Here is a 22,399-nt window from a genome sequence, read left to right on the forward strand (position 1 = left end):
ACGCGTGAAATACAGCCAGAGCAGAGCCGCATTATCGAGACTATAAGCAAAAATGTGCTGATTCCCTGCGCTTGAGCTATACTAGATAGCCGCTACGTGCATGGGAGGAGCCAGTAACAGCAGATTAGGGATATGATGAGGTTGAGCCAAACGCAAAAATTCATATCCCATCCCTGCCAGACCGAGCATGATCCCAGGAGTTTCAACACCGAGAGGGAGTCCCGTCACCCAGCCATTGCGTTCACCACTTTCCAGCAGTACCGCAGTGAGACGAGTCAGCGGCTCCAAATAATGAGCCAGATCCAGTTGTTCAGTAGCAGAGAGAAGCAACTCGAGATTACCTAGATCACCGTGACACAAAGAATGATTGTATCCAAAGCCAGCATTGAGTGTGGTCTGAAGTGCCGCCTCGATCTCCTGCTGGATCGCCACGCGATCATCGGGCATATACTTCAGTAATTCGATGCGGCTCAAGCCAAGGCCCATAGCACCGTGGCACCAGGCCACCATAAAACGTGATGGATTTGATAGTTGAGCATTGGTCATATGTTGAACTTTGATCTCCAGGCCTGGCAGTTGAGCACTGGCCGTCAGCGCGGCTTTTGTCAAAGGCTTTACAATGCGTAAGTCAGGCCAGTTTTTATGTTGTGGCGAAAACAACTGGCGTTCAAATGAGAGTAGCGAGAAGGCTGCCACGCGAAACTGCTCTTGCTGGCTAACTGCTGCTAACTGTGCCAGACTCAACGCCATTCCGGCCGCTCCATGAGCGTATCCAGTCAGCAGCCCTTTCTGATGCAAGTCGCTCACCGAGAGGTCATTTGACGCCAGATCCAGACCTTGAATCATGTGCTGCCCGCAGTGCAACGCGGCAGCGAGGATAGCTGGCCGAGGAATGACCGCATACAGGCTTAACAGAGCTGCCAGGCAGCCAGCCGAGCCATGTACGATATCGAAGACGGTATCCCGCTCAATCAGGGGAATGATAATATCAAGGACATGCTCAGTTGCTTCGATCAGCCAGGGCTCATGCCAGAGCGCTTGCAGATGAGCAAACAAGTAGAGTAACGAGCCCCAGCCGTCAAAAGCACCGATCTCCGTACCAAAGAGCGGTTGCGCGTCTGGCTGTTCCAGCTGCTGATAAAACGAAAAGGCAATAGAGCGGGCAAGTTCAGTGGCCTGCTCCTGGTCCTCTTCCTCTCCCAGATAGGCAAGAAAAAATGCAATGCCGGCGAGCCCATTATACAGATCATTACCTGCCGGGCTAATCTGCCATTCTTGATTGGCTCCCGACGACATACCAAGCCAATGAACACGCCGGCTATCTCGAATCGCCAGAGTATCCAGACGACGCCCGATTGTCTGCGCTGCCGTCAAGAGATGTTCAGAAGTTGCGCGAAAAGAAGGAGCTCGAAGTTGAAGGGTGGGTAGGTGTGCCTGCCGATGCTGATACTTTTCGCCAGCGATGGTAACGAGAGAAGCTTGAATGATCCATACTTGACGCAAAAGATCATGCTCATCGAGGCTTTGCAAGCGTTGCGTGACGGTCTCTAATCCGGTCTGGACCCGAAAGTTCGGGATGCAGGCGGCTCTACTCGTGTAGAGATCTCTGCTAGATACCAGCGTCAGAAAAAATGGGATATCGGCAGAAAGCAGATCGGCACGTTCAGACTCGATCACGTCGACCATATAGGGCTGCTGACGCGTGACTGCCCACAGATGATCCAGATAGCGATAGGCATCCAATGAGTCGCGCAAGACATCGGGATGAAAACTTTCCTGTAACATGAGGCTGTAGGCCATGGTAGGACGTAGAATCAGGCGAATTTCGTCACGAGCAAAGCGGGGCAGGACATCCACAAGCAGTTCTTCGCGATGTTCTATGAGCATCTGATATTGCGTTACAAAGCCAAATATGATGCAATGCTGGTACTGACAAAGTTCTACATCCAGGCCGTTCACTCTAGGGTTATTCTTTTGTCCTGGCAAGATCATATGGTCGCGCACAACATGCATCTGATCGGTACCCACCTGAGTCCATTTGTTCAACGGCAGCGGAAAGACCTGGCCACGCATCTGACTCAGACCTCCCATATCAACCCCAACCATCTGCTCACTTGACCAGATCCGCCGTGGCAACAAACCAACAGCTAACACAGAAGATTGTAGCAACTCATCAATCGCATCACCCAACTGTTCCCCATCACCGTTGTGACGAATGCGAGCATGAAACAACGCCTCCAGATCCACCAGCACGGGATGCTCTCCCGCTGCCACCAGATTCTCCGCATGGATGTCGGTCGCTGACAGCATATGCAGAAGCGCCAGATAGGCTCCCTGACGAATATAAAAGCGTTCAATTTGATCCGTTGAGGTGCAGTCATGCACGTCGATAAATTCTGACCAGCCATACGTGCCCTTATCGACCAGACGCAGGATACGGAAGGGAGGCAACTTACTACGACGATTCAACCAGCTCAGCAGCTCTTGAAAGTGCACATCGATGGCAAACGAGCGGGGCTTATAAGCTATCTTGAGCCCCGAGCTAAAACGCAGGAGGAAGACACTGCGTCCGCCACGATGCGCATCGCCTGCCCCCCCATGAATCTCAACCAGGAGGCCGGGGTCCTTAGTAGGAGAAAGTGATGCCCTGATCTCTTTCCAATCCATGCATAAACGCTGTAACAACTCCAAAGAAGCCTCCCGCCATTGATCCATCAACGCGATCAGCTGGCGCGCCAGCACGGGATATTTCTCCAGGATAGCTAACATGGCAGTGGGCTGACTACACCAATCAACAAAGTATGCAAAGCGCTCTTCGGGAGTCTCACCAGGCAAGCGTCCTTGCACACGCATCACATTAAGTTCCAGTGTCAGCACCTTACTCACCTTGCGCAAAAGCTCTCCAGGCAGCAACAAAAAAAGCTGCTCGCTGACCGTCTCGGGATCAAATGGTGGTTCCTTACGTCGCTGGAGCAAGATACGCATCTCGACATGCAGACGTTTCCAGGCGTGGCGCAAAAGAGGCCGAATGGCATTAGCAAAGACCTCCAGACCTTGAAGAGGTGGTAAGGGAGGCAGCGAAGTAGGGATATCTTTATCAGTCATCCGGAAAGCCTGGAGCAATTTATCCAACCAGACCAGATCTCCGACCACACGTTCCTGCATAGCCTCAATAGGTTCAGCCAGCAAGTAGAGGAGTTCATCTTCAGTCAAACCATCCATGGCCAGACGCCTGGCAAAGAGCGTACCCTGTTCAAATGGAGTTTGCGCCTTCCACCAGGATAGTTTCTGTCGTGCCAGTTCCATATCCAGGCGATCGGAGGCCAGTTTTGGTTTTCCAGCGGCCTTCCATAAAGCGATCCTCTCTGTCAACGTCAGAGCCCGATACCAGGAAGCCGAAATCTCCCTCCTGGACGTATGACAGATCATTTTAAGCCCTTCACCAATCATCCGAACCTCCTGGGATACCCAATCCCCTTCTTCACAACTACCCTGTTATATTTATAATTATAATTCCGCACTGAAATTACGGTGCGACATTCGTATCGAATTATTACAAGCTAAAGATTAAGACGAAGCATACGACTTTTCATGTCATTTCATAATAAATTAGGAGTAATATGCTATAAAATCAGAGGTGATGGTACTATTTCATGGGAATCCAAGGCGATCAGATGCTTTATTGAGTTTCACATGCTATAATAATTTTGCATCATCAGATACGAATATTTTTTGTTGATGCTATGTTATAACATAATAGTGTGTAAACGTGCTCCTCAAGGACAAAGTGAAGGAGGGAAGTAAGGGATGGAAGAAAAGATTTGTCCACGAGAACAAAAAATCCCCAATCAGAGACTGAGGCAAGAACGCGAGAGGCGTGGTTGGACACATGCCAATGTGGCTCAATACATGAATCATTTACCTGATTTCGCCCCGGGTGAGGTCGTCTCTCACCATATCCAGCAGTGGGAAGACGGCATCAGCGTGCCTGGAGCTCGTTACTGCTACGCCTTATGCCTGATTTTCCATCTGGATGCCCAGGCGATAGGACTCATCCCTTCGCTCGTAGACGAAAGAAACAAAACTGCATCTCCGCAAGCATATGACCCGTATCAAACTATCGCTCAACCAGGCATCTCAAACAACAAACCACAGCACTCTTTTGAGATGACGCAACCCGAACTCTATCCATATCAACGTGTGGACTCAAAGCAGCAGCTAAGTTCAAACGCCCCGCCCGCTTCAAACTACACACCGACGAACGGGCAGGAACCAGGGCAACCGACCGAGTATGCCACGCTCTATGCATCCCAGACAAGTATCGATAATATAGTATCCAGGAATATGAAACACAGTGTATATCCTCAGGAAAAAAATAACCGCCAGCATTTGCTCAAGCGAGTGCGCCGCTTCTGGATCACCGATGTCCTGGAGCATTCGTTGCATCATGCCACGCTGATCGAGTTGGGATTTCAGACCCGACCCGATGCAGTGATTAACCCCTGGCATCTACTACAAGAATCGGCTCAAGCCAAACGTACGCTGCCACCCAGAACATCCATCATCCAGGTCTACGACGAGGCTGATGGAGCATTGCTAATTTTGGGAGAACCCGGAGCAGGGAAAACGACGCTCCTGCTTGAGCTCACGCGTAAGCTACTCGACCGTGCCGAACAGGACGAAACAGCGCTGATTCCGGTCGTGTTCAATCTTTCATCCTGGACGATCAAGCGTACAACGATGCGAGATTGGCTCATTGAGGAGCTACATGATAAGTATCAGGTGCCGCGCAAGATTGGACAATCCTGGATCGATAACGAACGTATTCTACTTCTGCTCGATGGCTTAGATGAGGTCACAGCAGTTCATCGGAGTGCCTGCATTGAAGAAATTAATCTTTTTCGCCGCAAGCATGGACTGGTTCCAACCGTTGTCTGTAGTCGAAGTGCTGAATATCATGCGCTATCAAGCCAGCTGGGTCTGCAACTGGCGATCGTGATCCAGCCATTAAATACGCAGCAGATCGAACAGTATCTCAGGACGGTGGGGAAGCCCCTTGAAGCGTTACGCCTCGCCCTCCAGCAGGATCTCGCGCTCCAAGAGCTGGCGACAACGCCATTAATGCTCAGTGTCCTGACGCTGGCATATCATGGCATGCCACTCGACGGCATCCTCAAAGATAACTCGCTTGATGCCAAACGACAGCAGATCTTTGCGACCTATGTACAAAGGATGCTGACACGTCGAGGTACCTCAACCACACATCCACCGACTCGGACGGTGCAATGGCTAGCCTATCTTGCCCGCCAGATGAAGCAACAAAATCAAAGTGTTTTTTACATCGAGCATATTCAGCCAGATTGGTTAGAAGATCCGCAATACAAACGTGTCTATGAGCGTCTGGCAATTCAGTTAATTGGCACCTGTATTGGTGCACTGGTCAGCCTGGTCGTCAGCCTGCTCTTTCTGGGAACGCTTACCGTCACCATTCGAACCATTTATGGCCTGATGGGGGCTCTGCTAGGAGGCTTATTAAGCGGGCGCATCGCGGGTCCACCGGCACAGCGCGTGGCTCCATCCGCACATACAATGAAAAATTGGCTGCTAAGTTTCCTCACCAACGGCCCCGTCCGCAACGGCATCGGTGTCGCATTGCTGACGATCCTCATGCCAGGCGGCTATACCTGGCATCTGCCATTAAAAGGCATCATCGTTGGAACGTCCTTTGGCCTGACAAGCTCTCTGCTCAGTCTATTACTCATCCCTGGACCTGGCAACTACAAAAAACATACACTCTACACTCTGCTCAAGCAGGGTACTCTGATTGGAGGTCTGATCGGCCTCTGTACAGGATTGAGCTTTGGATTTCTCATCGGTCCAACCATCGGTATCGGCTTCGGCTTAATCGTAGGTATCAGTTTCGGCCTCATCGCCGTCCTGCTGCTACTTTTCTTTGCGCAAAGGAGCCAGACTATCCAGCTAGCCGAAATCATCACCTGGTCGCCGCAGAGCCTCATCAGAGGACTGATCACGACACGCTACCTCAAGCAAGGAGCTCTGGTAGGTGGCTTAGTAAGTCTGGGAGTCGGCTTGAGCAACGCATTAATCTTCGGTCCAAGCGTGACCCTGGCTAAAAATTTGAGCATTGAACTTAACAGTATGCTGGCACTCGGGAATGATGCCGAACTTATTTATCGTGCCATCGTAGGGCTGGGCTTCGGGCTCTGCACGGGACTGGGCTTCGGTTTAAGCTATTGTATTATTTTAGGGCTGTTACATGGATTAGTCAGTTACAAGATCGAGAGCCATCGGCGTCTCACCCCGAATCAAGGCATCGGACGCTCAGCTCGCAACGGCCTGATCGTCGGAGCACTCTGTGGCTGGATCAGTTGGGGCATCCAGGTCATGATGCTTTTCCTCTTCACAAAATCATATTCGTTCTTCACCTTAGCGCTCAGTTCCTGGATCAGTAAAGATTCTAGCGGGCTATTAAATCAGATGCTCAATCAGGGGCTGGATGAAGTATTGGGCTTAGGATTGCATAATGCGCTCTTTATTGGCCCATCCTGCGGTTTACTGGTCGGATTGCTCATAGGAGGATGGGCCTGTATCCAGCATACAGTGCTCCGTATCCTCCTCTGGCGCAGTGGCGCGATTCCCTGGAACTACTCACAATTCCTGGACTTCGCAACCGAACGTATCTTGCTACGCAAAGTGGGAGGCGGCTACATTTTCGTCCATCGCCTGCTCCTGGACTATTTTGCAGCGCTAGTTCCAAATCCTCATCAGGAGCAACATAGCTTACCAGCCGCTAAAACCCCAACGTAGTGCTCTGTCAAAACACAGAAGGACGTTGCGTGGCAAAGGAGGATGGCCCCTTGAACCAGGCGCTCAGGCTCGCCGACGTAGCGGCGCGGCAATTCGCTTGATCGCGACGTACCGCCGTGCTGTCACTTCCCGCACGAATACGTCTCATGTGCATCTGAAAGCAACGCAGACGAGACGATCCACGGTGGGAAGATCACGCAATGGAACCCCATGGGGAGCGTGGTCGTACGAGTCACAGACAGCACGGCGGTACGTCGCGATCAAGCGAATTGCCGCGCCGCTACGTCGGTGGGCATCACACCCCATCGCCCCTGGGCACATTTGGAGACATGTTTCCTATGCAGCATCGACGCGATGACCTTTGACAGAGCAGTAGCGTCGCACGCTCGCGTGCGATGTCCCTGTGACTCGTACGAGACAGGAACATCTCGGCGAACCCACGTAGGCTTGCCTGATCATACGTCGAGTGGGACATGTTGCGAGGCTCAGTGAGCACCATTTTTTGAGCTGGTATTCACGATTGGAGTATCTACAAGATGTTGTGTCAGGAACCAGAGCTGTAGCTCGTGGACACGCAGGACATCGGAGACGAGCAGATCGTTAGTGCCAGCATCCTTATTCTCATCGGTAGCCTCAATGCCATCACGCAGTTCCTTGATAATCAAAGCATGCGCCTCGGCCGTACGCGAAAGCATTGCGGGAATATCTTCCTCGCCGATGGGAGGACGCTTGATACTGGTCTGATCAGCCACATCGAAAGGCATCGCCAGAGCAACGCCACCCAACGACTGAATACGCTCTGCGATCACGTCGATCGTCACCTCTATCTCTTCAGCATGTTTATCCAGCAACAGGTGTAGCTGATAAAAGGTCGGACCAGCCATTTGCCAGTGATGCTTCTTGTAGAGATAATATATCGTGATTGAGTCAGCCAGAAGCTGATTCAGGATCTGAACGCTCTGCTTTATCGACTCTTCAGGCAAGCTCAACGGCACATAGTGCTGCTGGCTATACTGCTGAAGTAAATACGATCTCTGCTGAAGAATCGGCTCCGCCTCTGGCTTACCGTTCTTGGAATTAGCCCGTGGCTGTGATTTCGTCGTCATAATACAACTCCTCATCCTCACATTTAAACCTGCAACACAGCGTCAGAAAAACGCTGACAGACATGGTAGACATGTCTGTCAGCTACACGTATTGGTATGCCGAGATGTTTCACAATGTAACGTCGCCCAAGATAGGGTCAAGCTCAAGCACTGCAAGTTCGCTCGCCTGAGTTGCGTGTTGGGAGCGCTTGACTGCCCGGCTCCCCAGGAGGACAAAGACTCCTACCAGAATGAATAAGAGTAAAATGATGCTAAATGCGTGCCGAAGATCGATCAGATCAGCGACTCTGCCCAGGATCAGAGGAGAGAAAAACATTGCCAGCCCGCTACCAAATGCCGCTCGTGCACTGGCAAGATCAGAGTAGCGCGGTATGCGATTGGTTGTAGCGGTCATAGTCAAAGGAAAAAAGTTAGAGATGCCCAGGCCGGTAACAAACAGTCCCAGGATATTAATCCAGGCCACGGAGCCAAGCCAGAAGAGCATAAATCCTCCCACGGCAACGCCCAATACCGGGAACAACAGTTGTTCCGCAGTCAGATAGCGTGCCAGACGACTCGAAATGAAACGTCCAATCACGGCGGCCAGGAAGAATAGACTCATCAACGTCGATGCAGTGGTGCGCTCGATGCCGACAACGCTATTCAAATAGCCAGCTCCCCAGAATGATACGCTCCATTCGACGGCAACTCCCATGATCAATGCTACCCAGTAGAGCCAGAAGGCGGATGGCAACTTCATGCGGCTCGATGCAATATGCCTCACTTCTTGATGCGACTCGGGAACCCGACTTTTAAAACCGAACAGTACCAGCAGCAAGACAAAAGCAAGAGGCAGGAACAAGATGCCACGCCATCCAACGCCCAGCACTACCAGCAATCCTAAACAGATCGGAGCCAGACCAGCACCGATGCTGCCAATCATATTAGCTTCGGTAATAGCAATGGCTCGGTACTGTCCATGTTGATCAGAGAGGGTCGATATAGCCATAATCTGCACGGCAGAGCCCATCAAACCAATCACGAACATGCCAGCGATACTCATCGCGGGTTGATAGCTAACAGCAACAATCAGGCCGCCGAAAAGCATACCAAAGGAGCCACCCCAGAGAAGGATACGACGTCCGAAACGAGCGGACATGCGGTCAGCGAATAGACCAGATAAGATCATACCTAAAGCGACCGCACTCAGGTGCAGGCTATCAAGCGTATAATCGAGATGCATTTCAGAATGTAAAAAAGGAATAAGAGGACCAGGTGAAGCTTGTAGATAGGCAAAACACGCTAATAAACCATAAGCGAGCCAGGTAAAGCGCTCACGTACAAAGGGAGGAAGTTGGGTCAAGGCATTGTTTTTCATAAATTGCTGTTTTTACTTTTGGATTCCAGGATAGAGAGGATATAAGATTATGACGTTTCATATATCTAGAGACGATTCTCTTTTGCTTGCGGTCACCAGATTCGCAAGCGATTCGCGACATCTGGCGTGCATTTTTCTACTCAAAATTCCTACAAGTATAGTACATAGCTGCTATGATCAAAATCGCAGACAGCTACAAAAGAGTAATCAAGCTTTAATTTAGCCTATTTTTATTATAGATACAATTTAAGCTAATTCATCGGAAGCCTCGATGGCCTGCACGGCTAATAATTGACGCAGAGCCCCGCTGACAGCCATACGCATTACCGGTTCTGGATCTGATAGATACGCTTGCAATGGTGCAATCACCTGTGTATCGCCGATCTGCCCCAGTGCAACAGCTGCACGCCAGCGCAACTCATAAGCAAAGTCGCCATCAGTATCCGCCAATTCAGGGAGCAAGAAGGGGACCGCACGCTTATCGCCGAGACGTCCTAAGACCTCAGTGGCAGCCTGACGTACCTCTTCATCTTCATCAAGATCTAACAGACGCTGAATAAGCGGCTCAACTGCCGACAAATCCCCGAAGCGATCCAACGCTTCGACTATAAAAACACGCCGGTAGTCGGCTTTATTCCGCTCCAGGCGCGCCAGCAACGGGGAGACTGCACGCTTATCTCCTAACAAGCCAAGCGCCTTTATCACACTGTTGCGGGTCTCAAAATCGTCATCATCGAGAGTCGCCAACAAAGGCTCAACGGCGCGTCGGTCGCCCAGATCACCTAACATACAAGCGGCCGCGCAGCGAATCAACGCTTCATCATCGTCGAGTAAATTGATCAGTGGCTCGACCGCCCGGGTATCACCAAAGCTACCCAGCGAGAGAGCAATCACAGCGCGTGTCTGTTCATCGCGACGGGCCGTGGCAGCCAGCAATGGCTCAACTGCCCGCGTGTTATTTAACTTTCTCAATGCAAAAACAATGTTGGTCACTACATTTACGTCCATATAATCACCTTCGAGTTCATCAGAATTTAAGTTCACAGCGATGAGCGGCTCAACCACCACCGTATCCCCTAACTCCCCAAGAGCACTCTCGGCTTTACAAAACATCCGCGACCCCCTACTTAGCATAAAATCACCACACGTAACTATTCTAGCGGAAAAACTAGCAAATTGTCTGAAAAAAACATAAAGATTTGCGCAAAAAAGGCCAGGACGTTATTTTTTTCATCATGATTTTTTCAACGGAGCAGATGAGATCAGTGCAGTTCCCCAGAGGTAACTGGCTTTGAGATGCTTTTCACGATGCGTCTGCGTATCAGGAAGATAGCCACAATCACGATCACAGCAACCACGGCAAAGCCCACCCATCCAATTGTGCGGGCCAATCCCTCAACCTGATCAAAATGCTCATGGAAGTAGTGTCCGGCGATATAGCCAAGCAAGCCAACATACGTCGACCAGACAATGCCACCCAGGCCGTTATAAAGCATGAATGTACGCCATGGCATGCGATTCATGCCGGCGAGAAAAGCGGAGAAGATGCGTAAAATGGAGATAAAGCGTCCGAAGAAAACAGTTTTAGCTCCATGACGATTGAAGTAGCGCTCAGCAATATCGAGATGCTCCATTTTCACAAAAAAGAAGCGTCCAAATCTGGCTACAAAAGCGCGCCCGCCTGTGCGGCCAACATAATAGCCGATGTTATCGCCGAGAATGGCTCCCAGAGAGGCGCATAGGATAACAATGATAATTTGTAATTGTGGATCAGTAGCAGCGTAAAATGAAGCCAGCAGCAACATCGTCTCTCCGGGAATCGGTATGCCCATACACTCGATCAGTACAAAAAAAGCTACTGCCGGATACCCAAACGTATGCAACGCATCCTGCAAAGTCTGAAAAGAAATAATCGCTGCGAACATAGATATCTCCTAAAGATTACTCAATCGTGTTCCATATTTATAAGTGATATGCCTTTATTACGAAGGGAGTTCCTTTTTATATCCAACTACCTCTTTGAGAATTGTCCGGTCATGTTGCAAGAGAGTCTTTATTGTACCACTGTCATGGTCTTCCATTCATCTCTATTTTAATATGTTATGCTATTTACGCATAGATTATGCAGATAGTTTAAAGGAGATTTCTACTTCTATGTCGATACGTCCACCAGTGCGCTATCATGTGCGCGGAGGCCAACCCCTTGAAGGAACTGTGATCATTCAAGGGGCCAAAAATGCTGCATTGCCGATTATTGCTGCTTCTCTCCTGGCTAAAAGAGGGCAGACAATTTTACATAACGTCCCATTAATCAACGATGTATATGTCGCCATAGAGATCGCACGGGCGCTCGGTGCACAGATCAAGCTGCACGAAGAGGAGCAAGTGCTCGTCATAGACGCGTCGCAGATTACATCCAGCACATTACCATCCGAGCTCACCAACCTGATTCGAGGCTCGATCCTCTTTCTGCCTCCCGTGATGATGCGTACCGGACAGGTAACGATTGAGACCGTCGGCGGTTGCAATCTGGGAAAGCGCAGCCTGGATTTCCACTATCGAGGCTTTGCCCGCCTGGGAGCCGAAATTACTGAAGATGAAAGTGTGATCTCGGTACGCATGGAAAAGCCTCGGGGAGCCTATCTTTACCTCGACACGCCGAGTCATACCGGCACCGAGAATCTCATTGCAGCCGCATGCCTGGCCGAAGGCACAACTATCATCGAAAATGCCGCCCTCGAACCAGAAATTGCCCATGTAGCGACATTTTTAAACTTGATGGGAGCCAAAATTTCTGGCGTAGGCACAGGTATCATCCAGATCGAGGGCGTACGAGAGTTGAGCGCCATTGAGTACACCATCATGCCGGATCGCATCGACGCGGGCACGATGGCCATGCTGGCCGCCGCCACGCAGGGAGATGTCGCTCTGATTGGAGCCAACCTGCGACACTTTGGAGTAGTGCGAGCGAAGCTAGAGCAGATGGGTGTTCAACTAGAGGAAGATGGCCCTGTCATCCGCGTCAGACGACAAGGACAGCTCCGCCCGGTCAACGTCATCACCTGGCCCTATCCTGGCTATCCCACCGACCTGCAATCCCCACTGATCGCACTGGCCACCCTCGCCACAGGTACATCATACGTGCGAGAAACGCTCTTTGATCAGCGCTTTGGCGTCGCCGACGAGCTCAACAAAATGGGAGCACACGTCACCCTGGAGGATGGATCAGCCGTGATTAGTGGTCCATCTCAACTGACTGGCACAACCGTCTGGGCACACGATCTACGAGCTGGCAGCGCCCTCATCATCGCAGGAGCCGCCGCCGAAGGAGAGACAATCATCGACAATGCCCAGATGATTGCTCGCGGCTATAGCTCAATCATTCGCCGCCTGAGCCGTCTGGGACTCCAGATCGAGGAGGAACGCCTCGAAGCCATCGTTCCCCAAAAGTAGCGTCGCACGCTCGCGTGCGATGTCCCTGTGACTCGTACGAGACGGCAGGATTTCGGCGCACTACGCTGGCCTGCCTGATCATACGTCGAGTGGGACATCGCACGCGAGCGTGCGACGTTACTTTTGGTTGCGGATCTGCATCCCTACGCAGATGCCACAAATACTCTGATCTGCGTCCGCCACAAAATAATATCCGGCGGCCAGACTGGCCGCCGATGAGGCTTGTCCCGCTTGCTTTTCTGCGGACCAGGCTGGCGCGTCGCTGGCCGGAAAGGATTCTTCCGAGGCTTCGACGATGGTATCATTTTCATCGCTATGGCTCTGATTATATGTCCCTCCACGTTGCGTATCCGTTGCCTCAGTATCCAGCACGCCATCGCTATATTTGACACGACCACTGATCCAGTGGCCTCCCAATAGAACCTCAAGTGCCTGACCACTTACCAGGTCAGGGCCATCAGGTGTACCAATCGAGTAAGCACCAGGAAGCTTACTGGCAAACAATTTCGCCTCAGGCATACAAAACATCCTCTCTTTCACGTAGATGGCCTAAATCCAATTAATATGAGCAGAGAAAGCCATCTCTTATTATTAACACGTCGCTTCACGATAAAGAGAGGACAATGCTTTTCGGCAGAAGTTAGCTGCTTGGCAATACCATCAAGACTATGGTATCCTATGTGTAATAGAGATACTATATCAATAACACACAGAACCCGATCATTATTTTAGGGAGAATTTCATCCATGGTCTTCAGATACACGAGGGCTGCCTGGTTCTTATTATTTGTTTTGATCTCATTGTTGCTGAGCGCCTGCCAGACCATTGCGCTGAAAACGACAAGTTCCGATGGGAAAATTCAGATCGTGGCGGCGGAAAATTTTTATGGCGATATTGCCAAACAGATCGGTGGCCAACACGTAAATGTCAGCAGTATCCTCGCTGACCCCAACGTTGATCCGCACAGTTACGAGAGCAACGTGAACCAGGTTAAAGCGATCGCCAGAGCCAGAATCGTAATTGCCAACGGCGGTGGCTACGACGATTGGATGGATAATTTGATAGCCAGTACGGAGACAACTGACCGCACGGTCATCAAGGCATTCGAGATAGCAACCGTCAAATTGCCCGACAATGAGCATGTATGGTACAATCCAGAAAATGCGAAAACGCTTGCCGCATACCTGGCGCAAACGCTGAAAACAATCGATGCTCCCCACGCGGCGGATTACACAAAAAACCTACAAACGTTTGACGTTGCGGTGGGAAAAATCGAGCAAAAAATGACAGATATAAAGGCTATATACGCGCATACGCCAGTTGGTCTGACAGAAACTATTTTTCTCTATCAAACCAGCCTGCTCGACCTCACTGTTTTGACACCATTTGCCTTTCAAAAAGCGCTGGCCGAAGGGAACGATCCACCAACCAACAGTGTCATCACGACCGATAACCAGATCAATCAGCATCTCATCAAGGTGCTGATTTACAATAAACAGACACAATCAGCTGTGACCAACAAATTGCAGAGCGATGCCAGACAGCAGAGTATCCCTATGATTGGAGTCACCGAGACAATGCCAGTTGATAAAACGTATCAAAGCTGGATGTTGGCCCAATTAGAGGCTTTAGAGCAGGCATTAAGCTCTGCCAAATAACCTGTAGGCAGAGCCGTGAGCTCTATAAGGAACAAATGGAAATGATGCAATGACAGAAGCAAAAACACCGGTTGTTTCTCTTGAAAATGTACAGATACGTCTGGGAACGCGCATAATCCAGGAAAAGATTAATCTGGACATCCAGGAGGGCGAGTTCCATGCTATCCTGGGTCCTAACGGAGCCGGAAAGAGCACGCTATTGAAGCTGATCCTGGGATTAATCAAGCCGAGCGCTGGCTCAATACAGGTACTGGGTAGAGCACCACGCCGTGGCAATACCGAGATTGGTTATGCACCGCAGCATCGCACACTCGAAGCGGATCTCGCCTTACGAGCACGCGATATCGTCGGCTTTGGGCTCGATGGACATCGCTGGGGTCCGGGCTGGCCCAGTCGTCAGCGCGATGAGCGCATCGACAAGGCATTGTTGGAAGTTGACGCGCTCCATTTCGCGAACGCGCCCGTGGGACAACTCTCGGGAGGAGAGCAGCAGCGTCTCTTGATCGCGCAGGCTCTCCTGACAAACCCGCGCCTCCTGCTTCTCGACGAGCCGCTCTCGAACCTCGACATCGCTCGGGGGCAGGAGATTGTCGCCCTGGTGAACCGCGTCTGTCGGACACGGAATGTTGCCGTGATGCTGGTTGCACATGATATCAATCCGCTTCTCAACGTTGTCGACAAAGTGATCTATGTTGCCAACAAGCAATGTACGGTTGGATCTCCCGATGAAGTCATCACCAGCGAGACATTAACCCGGCTCTATGGATCACCGGTAGAAGTTGTGAAGGCACTGGGACGGATGTTTGTTGTTGGAGCTGAAATCTAGAGAGGATACACTTCTATGTGGGCTGCGATACTGGATGCGCTCCAATACGAATTTGTGCGTAACGCGCTACTAGCAGGTTCAGCGATTGCCATCGTCGCTGCGGTCATCGGCTACTTCTTGATTGCGCGTGGATTGACTTTCGCGGGACATGCACTGCCCAATATCGGTTTTGCGGGTGCGGCGGGCGCTGTATTGATTGGAGTCAGTCCCATCTACGGTCTATTTGTCTTTACGATCGTAGCCGGTATTTTTATCGGCCTGCTCGGCAAAGAGTTGCAGGAGCGTGACATCGCCATCGGCATTATCATGACCCTGGCACTGGGGCTCGGCTTGATGTTCCTCTCACTCTACTCTGGCTATGCAGAACGTGTCTATAGCGTCCTCTTTGGAACTATCCTGGGCATCAGCCGAACCGACGTGGCACTCATGGCTGCCACCTCCCTGCTCACCGTCATCGCCATACTGATTATCTACCGCCCTTTGCTCTTTAGCTCCTTCGATCCCATCCTGGCGCAAGCACGTGGTATCCCGGTGCGAGGATTGGCAGTCATATTTCTCATCCTGGTAGCAATCACCGTCTCGGTCTCGATTCAGATCGTCGGAGCCCTGCTGGTATTTACATTATTAGTAGGACCGGCCGCAACGGCGATAAGGATATCGCAGCGTCCGTTATGGGCCATTCTCATCGCAGTGGTGCTGGGACTGTGCTATATGTGGATCGGCATTTTATGCGCTGTAGATAATGGTATCTGGCCGGCAAGCTTTTATATCGCCAGTATTTCATTTGGGATCTATATCATCGTACGTATCGCCTCGCCATACTGGATCGGACGCGGACGCCGCGATCTGCCAGCGAGCGAGCAGGCAGAGCCTGTCATCGAGGCCAGAGAGCCAACCTTGACCGAACGCGCACTGAGAGGGAGATAAGGATTTATGTTGCCAGGGCTTTTTCAATACGAATTTGTACAAAACGCGTTTTTTGCAGGCACAATTGTAGCCATCGTTGCAGCCTGTACGGGCTATTTTGTCGTCCTACGCTCGCAGACATTCGCAGGTGAAGCATTATCCGACATCGGCTTTGCCGGAGCCACAGGAGCGCTCGTCTTTGGCTTTAGCTCGCTGGTTGGCATGCTCATCTTCTCACTGCTTTCAGCCTTAGGCATGGGCGTGCTGGGAGAGCGTATCCGGGGGCGCGACGTGGAGATCGGTATGGTACTCTCATTTGCACTCGGTCTGGGAGTTCTCTTCTTAACCATCTATACTCAATCAGGTAGCGCGGGCGCGGGTACCTCGGGAGTAGGTATCCTTTTCGGCTCCATTCTCAGCGTCAAACGATCGGACGTGATCATCGCCCTTATCTGCGGCATCATAGTCCTTACGGTACTGGCCTTCTTATTCCGCCCACTACTCTTTGCCACTATCGATCCAGAGGTAGCACAGACGCGGGGAGTACCTGTACGCAGCTTATCAATCATCTTTCTCGTGCTCCTATCGGTCACCATCTCCGTCTCGATCCTGGTCGTCGGCGTGCTGCTAATCATCTCCCTGCTGATCGCTCCAGCTGCTACAGCACTCCGCCTGACCCATCACCCTAGAGCATCCATCAGCCTGGCAATCGTGCTCAGCCTGCTGTTCACCTGGGCTGGATTATTGCTGGCATTCACTGGCAGCTTCGGTCATTATCTACCAGTCGGCTTCTACATCTCAGCACTGGCCGCCGTGGCATATTTTCTGGCAGTAATCGTCAACCGGCTCGGCATCATCCGCGTGACGCGTAAAGAAAAAATCGTACCATGTTGTATAAGTAAAGAAGAAAAATATCCATTGATCTACTAAAAATTGTGTGAAATGATTTATATGCGATACATACCTTGGAAGTGTTACCACTCAAAAAATTTGTGGAAAGGGACGTGGTTAGATGGTATCAAATGTGGTAGACTATAAGTATTCAGCCAGAGTTATCGCCGGGGTCGATCACGTCTGGCAAGCATACTATACTTCAGGAATACAGACACATGCACATAAAAAAAACGGAGAATCAGCAATGCCAACGGAGATAGGGGACAAGATTTTTGCAGCTTTCGATGAAATGAGTCAGCGCAACACCCGTCCACGCCGCCTTATCGCAGAACGACTGGTCGAACTTGCCAAGCAGGGAAACGACTTCACGACAGATGATCTCTGGCAGGAGCTGCGTTCGCTCGAACCAACGATTGGGCGTGCCACTGTTTTCCGTTCAATCGAAAAATTGGTCGACAAAGGACTGCTGAACCGTATCGAATTTGCCGATGGATCTCATCACTATCGCGTCTGCGGAGACAACCATCATCATCACCTCACCTGCACCCAATGTCATCGTGTCGTCGAAGTCGACCTCTGCCTGCCAGAAGAGCAGCTAGACGCGATTGGAGCTCAAACTAACTTCGAAATCGAAGGACATGCGCTCTCGCTCTTTGGACGCTGCTCCACCTGCCGCTCCTAATCTCCCACATCCCATTTCGATAGATGGACCAATTCTTTGGGGTTGCAACGTCAAATGAATAACGGAGATCTCTTCTTATCCACGCAACAGTGGGGGGACTATTTTCCTACCGATGGAGTGATAGAGTTACATGGATAGAGGAATAACCGTCGTAAACCGACATGTGACAACATTTTATCCGCAAATCGGTCTTGAGAGTTTAATAAATAATGAATTCGATACAACTAATACAAATCTGCTGGTTATTTCTCGTCTTTGCTATCTGTCTTGTGATGAGTTTGCTGTTCTGTGGAATTGCGCGTACGCTCTTCCGTACATTTCGCAGTGGTGAGCATAAACCCGGGACACATCGTATGGACATGCCAACCAATGGACGCGAAATCAAAACTGTTGAGCTTCCTCTGGTCGGTGGGCCGGCCTTTACGATAGCGATTGTGATTACGGGGATAGCTGCGGGCTATTTATTTGATCTCAATAAGGATCAATGGTCCCTACTCCTGATCGGATTGGGTGCGACGTTCGGTTATGCAGTGGTGGGCTTTTGTGACGATTGGCGTAAAGTCTATCGCAATCAGGGACTGACCGAGCATACCAAGTTTGCCGGCGTCTTTCTCGTCTCGATCCTGGCCGCTGTCGGCTACTTCTTTTTCTTTCCGGGAGGTCAAGAATCGTACAGTCTATGGAAGGATCTACCAGGATTAGGGCAACTTATTTGTAACAACCATACGCTCGGAGACATCCCTTGTAGGGTTATTTTTCCACAAACCGCCTTTTTTGGCTGGTTTATTTTTTTGGTCTTCCTGACAGGCTTTACAGGAACGGCCACAGCTGTCTCCGTCGATTTTAGCGATGGCTTTGATGGTCTGGCTGGTGGATTGGTATTCAGCGCAGCGATTGCGCTGGCAATTGCTGTCACAGGACGACTAGGAGATCTCGGACATCATCCCGAAGGCATCGTGCTGGAGATCCTGGCACTTCTCTGCGCTGGCAGCGTGCTGGGATTTCTTCCCTGGAACTGGCCCTCCCCCTGGGCCGCTCGCCGTAGCGCAATGGTCAAAAGGAGAGCATCCATCTATATGGGTGACAGCGGTGCGCTGGCTCTAGGTGGCCTGCTCGCCATGATTGCCATCTTCTCGCGCAACGAGATTCTTCTCTTAACAACCATTGGAGGAGTCTTCGTGCTGGAAGCCTTATCAGTCATCATATCCACACGCATCCTTACACCCTTATATCGTCGTCGTTTGCACATCCTGCGCTTCGATAACAAGAAGCACTTCGTCCCACACACAGAATTCCCCTTGCCATTTTTAGCCACTCCTCTGCATCATCACTTCGACCTGCTCGGCTGGAATCGCAAGCGCTTGGTCTATGGAGCCTGGGCGCTTGGAGCAATCTTTGCCGCCCTCAGCGTGATGATCTCCGTGGATACGATTGTCTGGCAGCGCTATATGGCACGCTTCCTGGCCTTTGTCTTGATGGCAATCATCTGGTCAAGCGGCACGTGGACCAAAAGCTATTTTGTGGGCAAGCAGGAGACTCCCGGCCGGAGACGTCATCTACGACTGGCACTCTATTATGGCTATCCATTAGCCATCATGCGCATCAAGCTCTACCATCACGTCGAGAGCATCGAGGCCAGCGAGGACGTCATCGAGACACCTGCCGAAGAGGCGGCTCTCTGGCAGCGGATGAATATCTATGATGCACGCGCCATGCTTGGTCTCTACTGCTATCGAGCAGGATATTATCCAGCAGCCATGGCGCAATGGAGCCGTATCCCAGAGCGGAACCGGGTCTTACGTCCTGAGATAGCGCTCCTGCTGGCGGAGATCGATAGTCGTCTGGCCCTTGAGAAACAGGAGACTCAGCCGATGAAACGCGCTCAGCTTCAGACCAAGATCGAGGAAGCACGACAGCCTATCCTCACGGGCAACCTGCCCCCGGCCGATATGCCCAATCCGCATGAGCCGATCAGCGAAGAGGAGATCAGTACAGGCACAACCGGTAGCCCCTGGAAAGCCCTCGTGCCCGATAATACCTCCACACCCTAGTAGCGTCGGACGCTTGCGTACGATGTCCCAGTTTCTCGTACGATCCGGCAGGCTAGCGTGGTGTGACGAGATTCTGCTGTTTCGTACGTCGAGTGGGACATCGTACGCAAGCGTCCGACGCTACGGTTTGGTGACGATATTTAGCAGGCGTCCGGGCACATAAATGATCCTTTGCAGGGTGTGTCCGGCGATGAAGGGCTGGATCTTCTCGGCTGCGATGGCTTGCTGCTTGATGTCTTCCTCGGATGTGTCGGAGGCGATCTCCAGGCGATCGCGCAGACGTCCATTGACCTGAATTGGCAGGATCATGCTTTCCTGGAGCAAAGCCTGCGGATCGTAGGTAGGCCAGGATACACGATGGACCGAGCCAGTCTGTCCTATCTGCTCCCAGAGCTCTTCTGCGATATATGGAGCGAAAGGAGCTAACAACATGAGCAACGTTTTGAGCTCCTGACGGGTGCTGATTGTGCGACGTTCCAGCGCATTGAGCAGTTCCATCAGGGCAGCGATAGATGTATTGTACTTGAATGCCTGTATACCATCGGTGACGCGCTTGATGGTCAGATGCAATAGGCGTTGCTCTTCACGCTTGAGCTGAGTCGATTTCCGCGCTGCCTGCGCATAACGTTGCTGCACCAGCGTCCAGACACGATCCAGGAAGCGCACGACGCCACCAATGCCACGATCACTGTAATCGCCATCGGCCTCATAGGGACCCATGAACATCAGATGCAGGCGAAAGGCGTCCGCGCCGAGGCGCTGAATGTATTCGTCAGGATTGATTACATTGCCCTTCGACTTAGAAATCTTGGTACCATCGCGCGTGATTGTTCCGTTGGCGCGAAAGTGCGTGAAAGGTTCGTTGAATTCCAGCAGATGCAGATCGTGTAAAGCCATCGCGATAAAGCGTACATACATCAGATGCAGCACGCTATGGTCAGCTCCACCGATACACATATCGACAGGCAACCACTTACGCGTCATCGCAGGATCCCAGGCCTGTGAGACATCATGAACCGATGGATAGCGCAGATAATACCAGGCCGAGTCCAGAAAGTTATCGCTCACATCGGTCTCACGTCGGGCGGGCTGCCCGCAGATGGGACAGGTCGTCTGGACGAAGCTTTCGATGGCCGCCAGCGGAGAAACGCCGGTACCGGATGGCATCCAATTCTCGACATCTGGCAGCAGGACAGGTAGCTGATCCTCGGGCACAGGAACGGCTCCGTGTTCTGGACAGTAGATGATCGGGATCGGTGGTCCCCAGTAGCGCTGTCGACTGATCAGCCAATCGCGCAGCCGATATTTGACGCTCCGTTGGCCCAATCCTCGCGCCTCGATCTCATCAATGATAGCTATACGGGCCTGTTCAGAGGTCATACCAGAATACGCGGCTGAGTCGGTCAGGGTGCCGGGCAGGATAAAAGCCTGCGTCTGCTCGGAAGCGGTCAGCATTTTCCCAACGGGCTGCACCACAAACAGGATTGGTAGACCCATCTGTTGCGCAAAAGCCATATCTCGTTCATCGTGAGCAGGCACACCCATAACGGCACCCGCGCCATAGCCCTCCAGGACAAAATCGGCGATCCAGATCGGGATACGCTCTCCGCTAAAAGGATGCAATACATAGGCACCCGTAAAGACACCTGTCGTCGTCTGCTCGTCTGAGGTACGCAGGCTGTTCACGGTCTCCTGATAGGCGGCGACCGCCGCACGCTGGGCGGGAGTAGTGATCTGATCCACCAGAGGATGATGTGGTGCCAGCGCCACAAAGGTCATCCCAAAGATGGTATCTGGACGCGTCGTATAGACCTGGATCTGTTGCTCAGGCATCCCGGCGACAACCATCTGGAACTCCAACCCTTCTGAGCGACCAATCCAGTTGCGCTGAATAGACTTCACACGCTCGGTCCAATCCAGCTGCTCCAGATTATCCAGCAGGGACTGAGCATAATTGGTCGACTTCAAAAACCATTGCTCCAACCAGCGACGCTCCACAACCGACCCGCAGCGCTCGCAGTGACCATCGATCACCTGCTCATCGGCCAGCACCGTCTGATCATGCGGACACCAGTTCACAGGAGCAGCCTTACGTTCAGCCAATCCGCCTTTAAAGAGCTGCACAAAGATCCACTGCGTCCAACGATAATATTCGGGCTCGGTCGTGTTCAACTCGTGCGACCAATCAAAGCGATTGCCGATACGCTTCAGCTGCTGCTCGCGAAAATGCTCGACATTGCGTGCCGTGAGGATGCGCGGATGAATACCACGTTGGATGGCAAAGTTTTCACTATGAATGCCAAAGGCATCAAAGCCCATCGGCTCAAAGACATCGAAACCCTGCATCGTCTTCCAGCGCCCATGGATATCCGAGCCCACGTAGGAATACACATTGCCAACGTGCAGACCTTCAGCCGAAGGATAAGGAAACATCATCAAGTTATAATACGGCTTCTGAGCTCGCTCTAAATCAAATTGGTAGAGCTTCTGATCCTCCCAACGCTCACGCCACTTCTGCTCAAAGAGAGCAAAGTCGTATCTGGGAGCGCGTAGCTGCGACACAGGTACAGAAGCCGCATGAACAGGTGGTTTTTCAGACATAGCATCCTCCTCATTATTTCTCGTGCAAAATCACCAA

General features: G+C 51.5%; 17 protein-coding genes. 9 read left to right on the plus strand and 8 right to left on the minus strand.

All coding sequences use genetic code 11. From position 1 onward, the window contains the following. Positions 1-81: 81 nt before the first annotated feature. Positions 82-3,450, minus strand: a complete 3,369-nt coding sequence (locus AC27N8_RS08910; protein ID WP_487066089.1) for a type 2 lanthipeptide synthetase LanM family protein — start codon at positions 3,448-3,450, stop codon at positions 82-84. A 357-nt stretch (positions 3,451-3,807) separates the two neighbouring features. Here AC27N8_RS08910 and AC27N8_RS08915 point away from each other — a divergent pair, with 357 nt between their 5' ends. Continuing rightward, a complete protein-coding gene (locus AC27N8_RS08915; protein WP_487066091.1) occupies positions 3,808-6,828 on the plus strand; it encodes an NACHT domain-containing protein in 3,021 nt (1,006 codons plus the stop codon). Positions 6,829-6,835: 7 nt separating this feature from the next. On the opposite strand, the gene AC27N8_RS08920 is transcribed toward AC27N8_RS08915, so the two are convergent. Beyond that, on the minus strand, positions 6,836-6,976 hold the full coding sequence (locus AC27N8_RS08920) for a hypothetical protein (RefSeq protein ID WP_487066093.1): 141 nt from the start codon (positions 6,974-6,976) through the stop codon (positions 6,836-6,838). Between the two features lie 62 nt (positions 6,977-7,038). On the opposite strand from AC27N8_RS08920, the gene AC27N8_RS08925 reads away from it, so the two are divergent. After that, entirely contained in the window at positions 7,039-7,320 is a 282-nt protein-coding gene (locus tag AC27N8_RS08925) for a hypothetical protein (protein WP_487066095.1), read from the plus strand. Here the strand turns inward: AC27N8_RS08925 and AC27N8_RS08930 are convergent. From AC27N8_RS08930 to AC27N8_RS08945, 4 genes are all read right to left on the minus strand, one after another. Beyond that, a complete protein-coding gene (locus AC27N8_RS08930) occupies positions 7,314-7,934 on the minus strand; it encodes a Dps family protein (protein WP_487066097.1) in 621 nt (206 codons plus the stop codon). The two genes, AC27N8_RS08925 and AC27N8_RS08930, sit on opposite strands and share 7 nt — an antisense overlap. Positions 7,935-8,043: 109 nt before the next feature. Further along, positions 8,044-9,291, minus strand: a complete 1,248-nt coding sequence (locus AC27N8_RS08935; protein WP_487066099.1) for an MFS transporter — start codon at positions 9,289-9,291, stop codon at positions 8,044-8,046. Positions 9,292-9,537: 246 nt separating this feature from the next. Next, positions 9,538-10,404: a HEAT repeat domain-containing protein gene (locus AC27N8_RS08940; RefSeq protein WP_487066101.1), complete on the minus strand. Its 867-nt coding sequence runs from the start codon at positions 10,402-10,404 to the stop codon at positions 9,538-9,540. 149 nt (positions 10,405-10,553) lie between these two features. Next, on the minus strand, positions 10,554-11,216 hold the full coding sequence (locus tag AC27N8_RS08945) for a DedA family protein (protein ID WP_487066103.1): 663 nt from the start codon (positions 11,214-11,216) through the stop codon (positions 10,554-10,556). 235 nt (positions 11,217-11,451) lie between these two features. Between AC27N8_RS08945 and murA the strand changes: the two genes are divergently transcribed. After that, positions 11,452-12,744, plus strand: a complete 1,293-nt coding sequence (murA, locus tag AC27N8_RS08950) for a UDP-N-acetylglucosamine 1-carboxyvinyltransferase (RefSeq protein ID WP_487067916.1) — start codon at positions 11,452-11,454, stop codon at positions 12,742-12,744. Between the two features lie 117 nt (positions 12,745-12,861). Here murA and AC27N8_RS08955 read toward each other — a convergent pair whose 3' ends face one another. After that, positions 12,862-13,263 (minus strand): hypothetical protein, encoded by a 402-nt coding sequence (locus tag AC27N8_RS08955; RefSeq protein WP_487066105.1) that lies wholly within the window; start codon positions 13,261-13,263, stop codon positions 12,862-12,864. A 227-nt stretch (positions 13,264-13,490) separates the two neighbouring features. On the opposite strand from AC27N8_RS08955, the gene AC27N8_RS08960 reads away from it, so the two are divergent. The 6 genes from AC27N8_RS08960 to AC27N8_RS08985 all read left to right on the plus strand — a co-directional run bounded on the left by AC27N8_RS08960 (position 13,491) and on the right by AC27N8_RS08985 (position 19,761). Continuing rightward, the gene (locus AC27N8_RS08960; protein ID WP_487066107.1) at positions 13,491-14,402 is read left to right on the plus strand and encodes a metal ABC transporter solute-binding protein, Zn/Mn family; all 912 of its coding nucleotides are present in this window, start codon (positions 13,491-13,493) and stop codon (positions 14,400-14,402) included. A gap of 49 nt (positions 14,403-14,451) precedes the next feature. Then, entirely contained in the window at positions 14,452-15,228 is a 777-nt protein-coding gene (locus tag AC27N8_RS08965; RefSeq protein WP_487066109.1) for a metal ABC transporter ATP-binding protein, read from the plus strand. 15 nt (positions 15,229-15,243) lie between these two features. Then, on the plus strand, positions 15,244-16,155 hold the full coding sequence (locus tag AC27N8_RS08970; RefSeq protein ID WP_487066111.1) for a metal ABC transporter permease: 912 nt from the start codon (positions 15,244-15,246) through the stop codon (positions 16,153-16,155). Positions 16,156-16,161: 6 nt separating this feature from the next. Beyond that, positions 16,162-17,064 (plus strand): metal ABC transporter permease, encoded by a 903-nt coding sequence (locus tag AC27N8_RS08975; protein WP_487066113.1) that lies wholly within the window; start codon positions 16,162-16,164, stop codon positions 17,062-17,064. A gap of 82 nt (positions 17,065-17,146) precedes the next feature. Next, complete coding sequence (locus AC27N8_RS08980) at positions 17,147-17,710, plus strand: Fur family transcriptional regulator (RefSeq protein WP_487066115.1); 564 nt, start codon at positions 17,147-17,149, stop codon at positions 17,708-17,710. A gap of 209 nt (positions 17,711-17,919) precedes the next feature. After that, positions 17,920-19,761 (plus strand): MraY family glycosyltransferase, encoded by a 1,842-nt coding sequence (locus tag AC27N8_RS08985; protein ID WP_487066117.1) that lies wholly within the window; start codon positions 17,920-17,922, stop codon positions 19,759-19,761. Positions 19,762-19,881: 120 nt separating this feature from the next. Here AC27N8_RS08985 and leuS read toward each other — a convergent pair whose 3' ends face one another. Further along, positions 19,882-22,362 carry a leucine--tRNA ligase gene (gene leuS, locus AC27N8_RS08990; protein ID WP_487066119.1) on the minus strand — a complete coding sequence of 827 codons (2,481 nt, stop codon included), beginning with the start codon at positions 22,360-22,362 and terminating at the stop codon, positions 19,882-19,884. Positions 22,363-22,399 lie beyond the last annotated feature (37 nt).

The organism is Dictyobacter sp. Z7_2 (assembly GCF_057551105.1).

Excerpts from the sequence above, each read along its gene's own strand:
- AC27N8_RS08930 (WP_487066097.1), bottom strand. The coding sequence starts at position 7,934 with ATGACGACGAAATCACAGCCACGGGCTAATTCCAAGAACGGTAAGCCA.
- AC27N8_RS08965 (WP_487066109.1), top strand. The coding sequence starts at position 14,452 with ATGACAGAAGCAAAAACACCGGTTGTTTCTCTTGAAAATGTACAGATA.
- AC27N8_RS08980 (WP_487066115.1), top strand. The coding sequence starts at position 17,147 with ATGGTATCAAATGTGGTAGACTATAAGTATTCAGCCAGAGTTATCGCC.
- AC27N8_RS08920 (WP_487066093.1), bottom strand. The coding sequence starts at position 6,976 with ATGAGACGTATTCGTGCGGGAAGTGACAGCACGGCGGTACGTCGCGAT.
- AC27N8_RS08940 (WP_487066101.1), bottom strand. The coding sequence starts at position 10,404 with ATGTTTTGTAAAGCCGAGAGTGCTCTTGGGGAGTTAGGGGATACGGTG.
- AC27N8_RS08960 (WP_487066107.1), top strand. The coding sequence starts at position 13,491 with ATGGTCTTCAGATACACGAGGGCTGCCTGGTTCTTATTATTTGTTTTG.
- leuS (WP_487066119.1), bottom strand. The coding sequence starts at position 22,362 with ATGTCTGAAAAACCACCTGTTCATGCGGCTTCTGTACCTGTGTCGCAG.
- AC27N8_RS08910 (WP_487066089.1), bottom strand. The coding sequence starts at position 3,450 with ATGATTGGTGAAGGGCTTAAAATGATCTGTCATACGTCCAGGAGGGAG.
- AC27N8_RS08985 (WP_487066117.1), top strand. The coding sequence starts at position 17,920 with ATGAATTCGATACAACTAATACAAATCTGCTGGTTATTTCTCGTCTTT.
- AC27N8_RS08955 (WP_487066105.1), bottom strand. The coding sequence starts at position 13,263 with ATGCCTGAGGCGAAATTGTTTGCCAGTAAGCTTCCTGGTGCTTACTCG.
- AC27N8_RS08975 (WP_487066113.1), top strand. The coding sequence starts at position 16,162 with ATGTTGCCAGGGCTTTTTCAATACGAATTTGTACAAAACGCGTTTTTT.
- AC27N8_RS08935 (WP_487066099.1), bottom strand. The coding sequence starts at position 9,291 with ATGAAAAACAATGCCTTGACCCAACTTCCTCCCTTTGTACGTGAGCGC.
- AC27N8_RS08970 (WP_487066111.1), top strand. The coding sequence starts at position 15,244 with ATGTGGGCTGCGATACTGGATGCGCTCCAATACGAATTTGTGCGTAAC.
- AC27N8_RS08915 (WP_487066091.1), top strand. The coding sequence starts at position 3,808 with ATGGAAGAAAAGATTTGTCCACGAGAACAAAAAATCCCCAATCAGAGA.
- AC27N8_RS08945 (WP_487066103.1), bottom strand. The coding sequence starts at position 11,216 with ATGTTCGCAGCGATTATTTCTTTTCAGACTTTGCAGGATGCGTTGCAT.
- AC27N8_RS08925 (WP_487066095.1), top strand. The coding sequence starts at position 7,039 with ATGGGGAGCGTGGTCGTACGAGTCACAGACAGCACGGCGGTACGTCGC.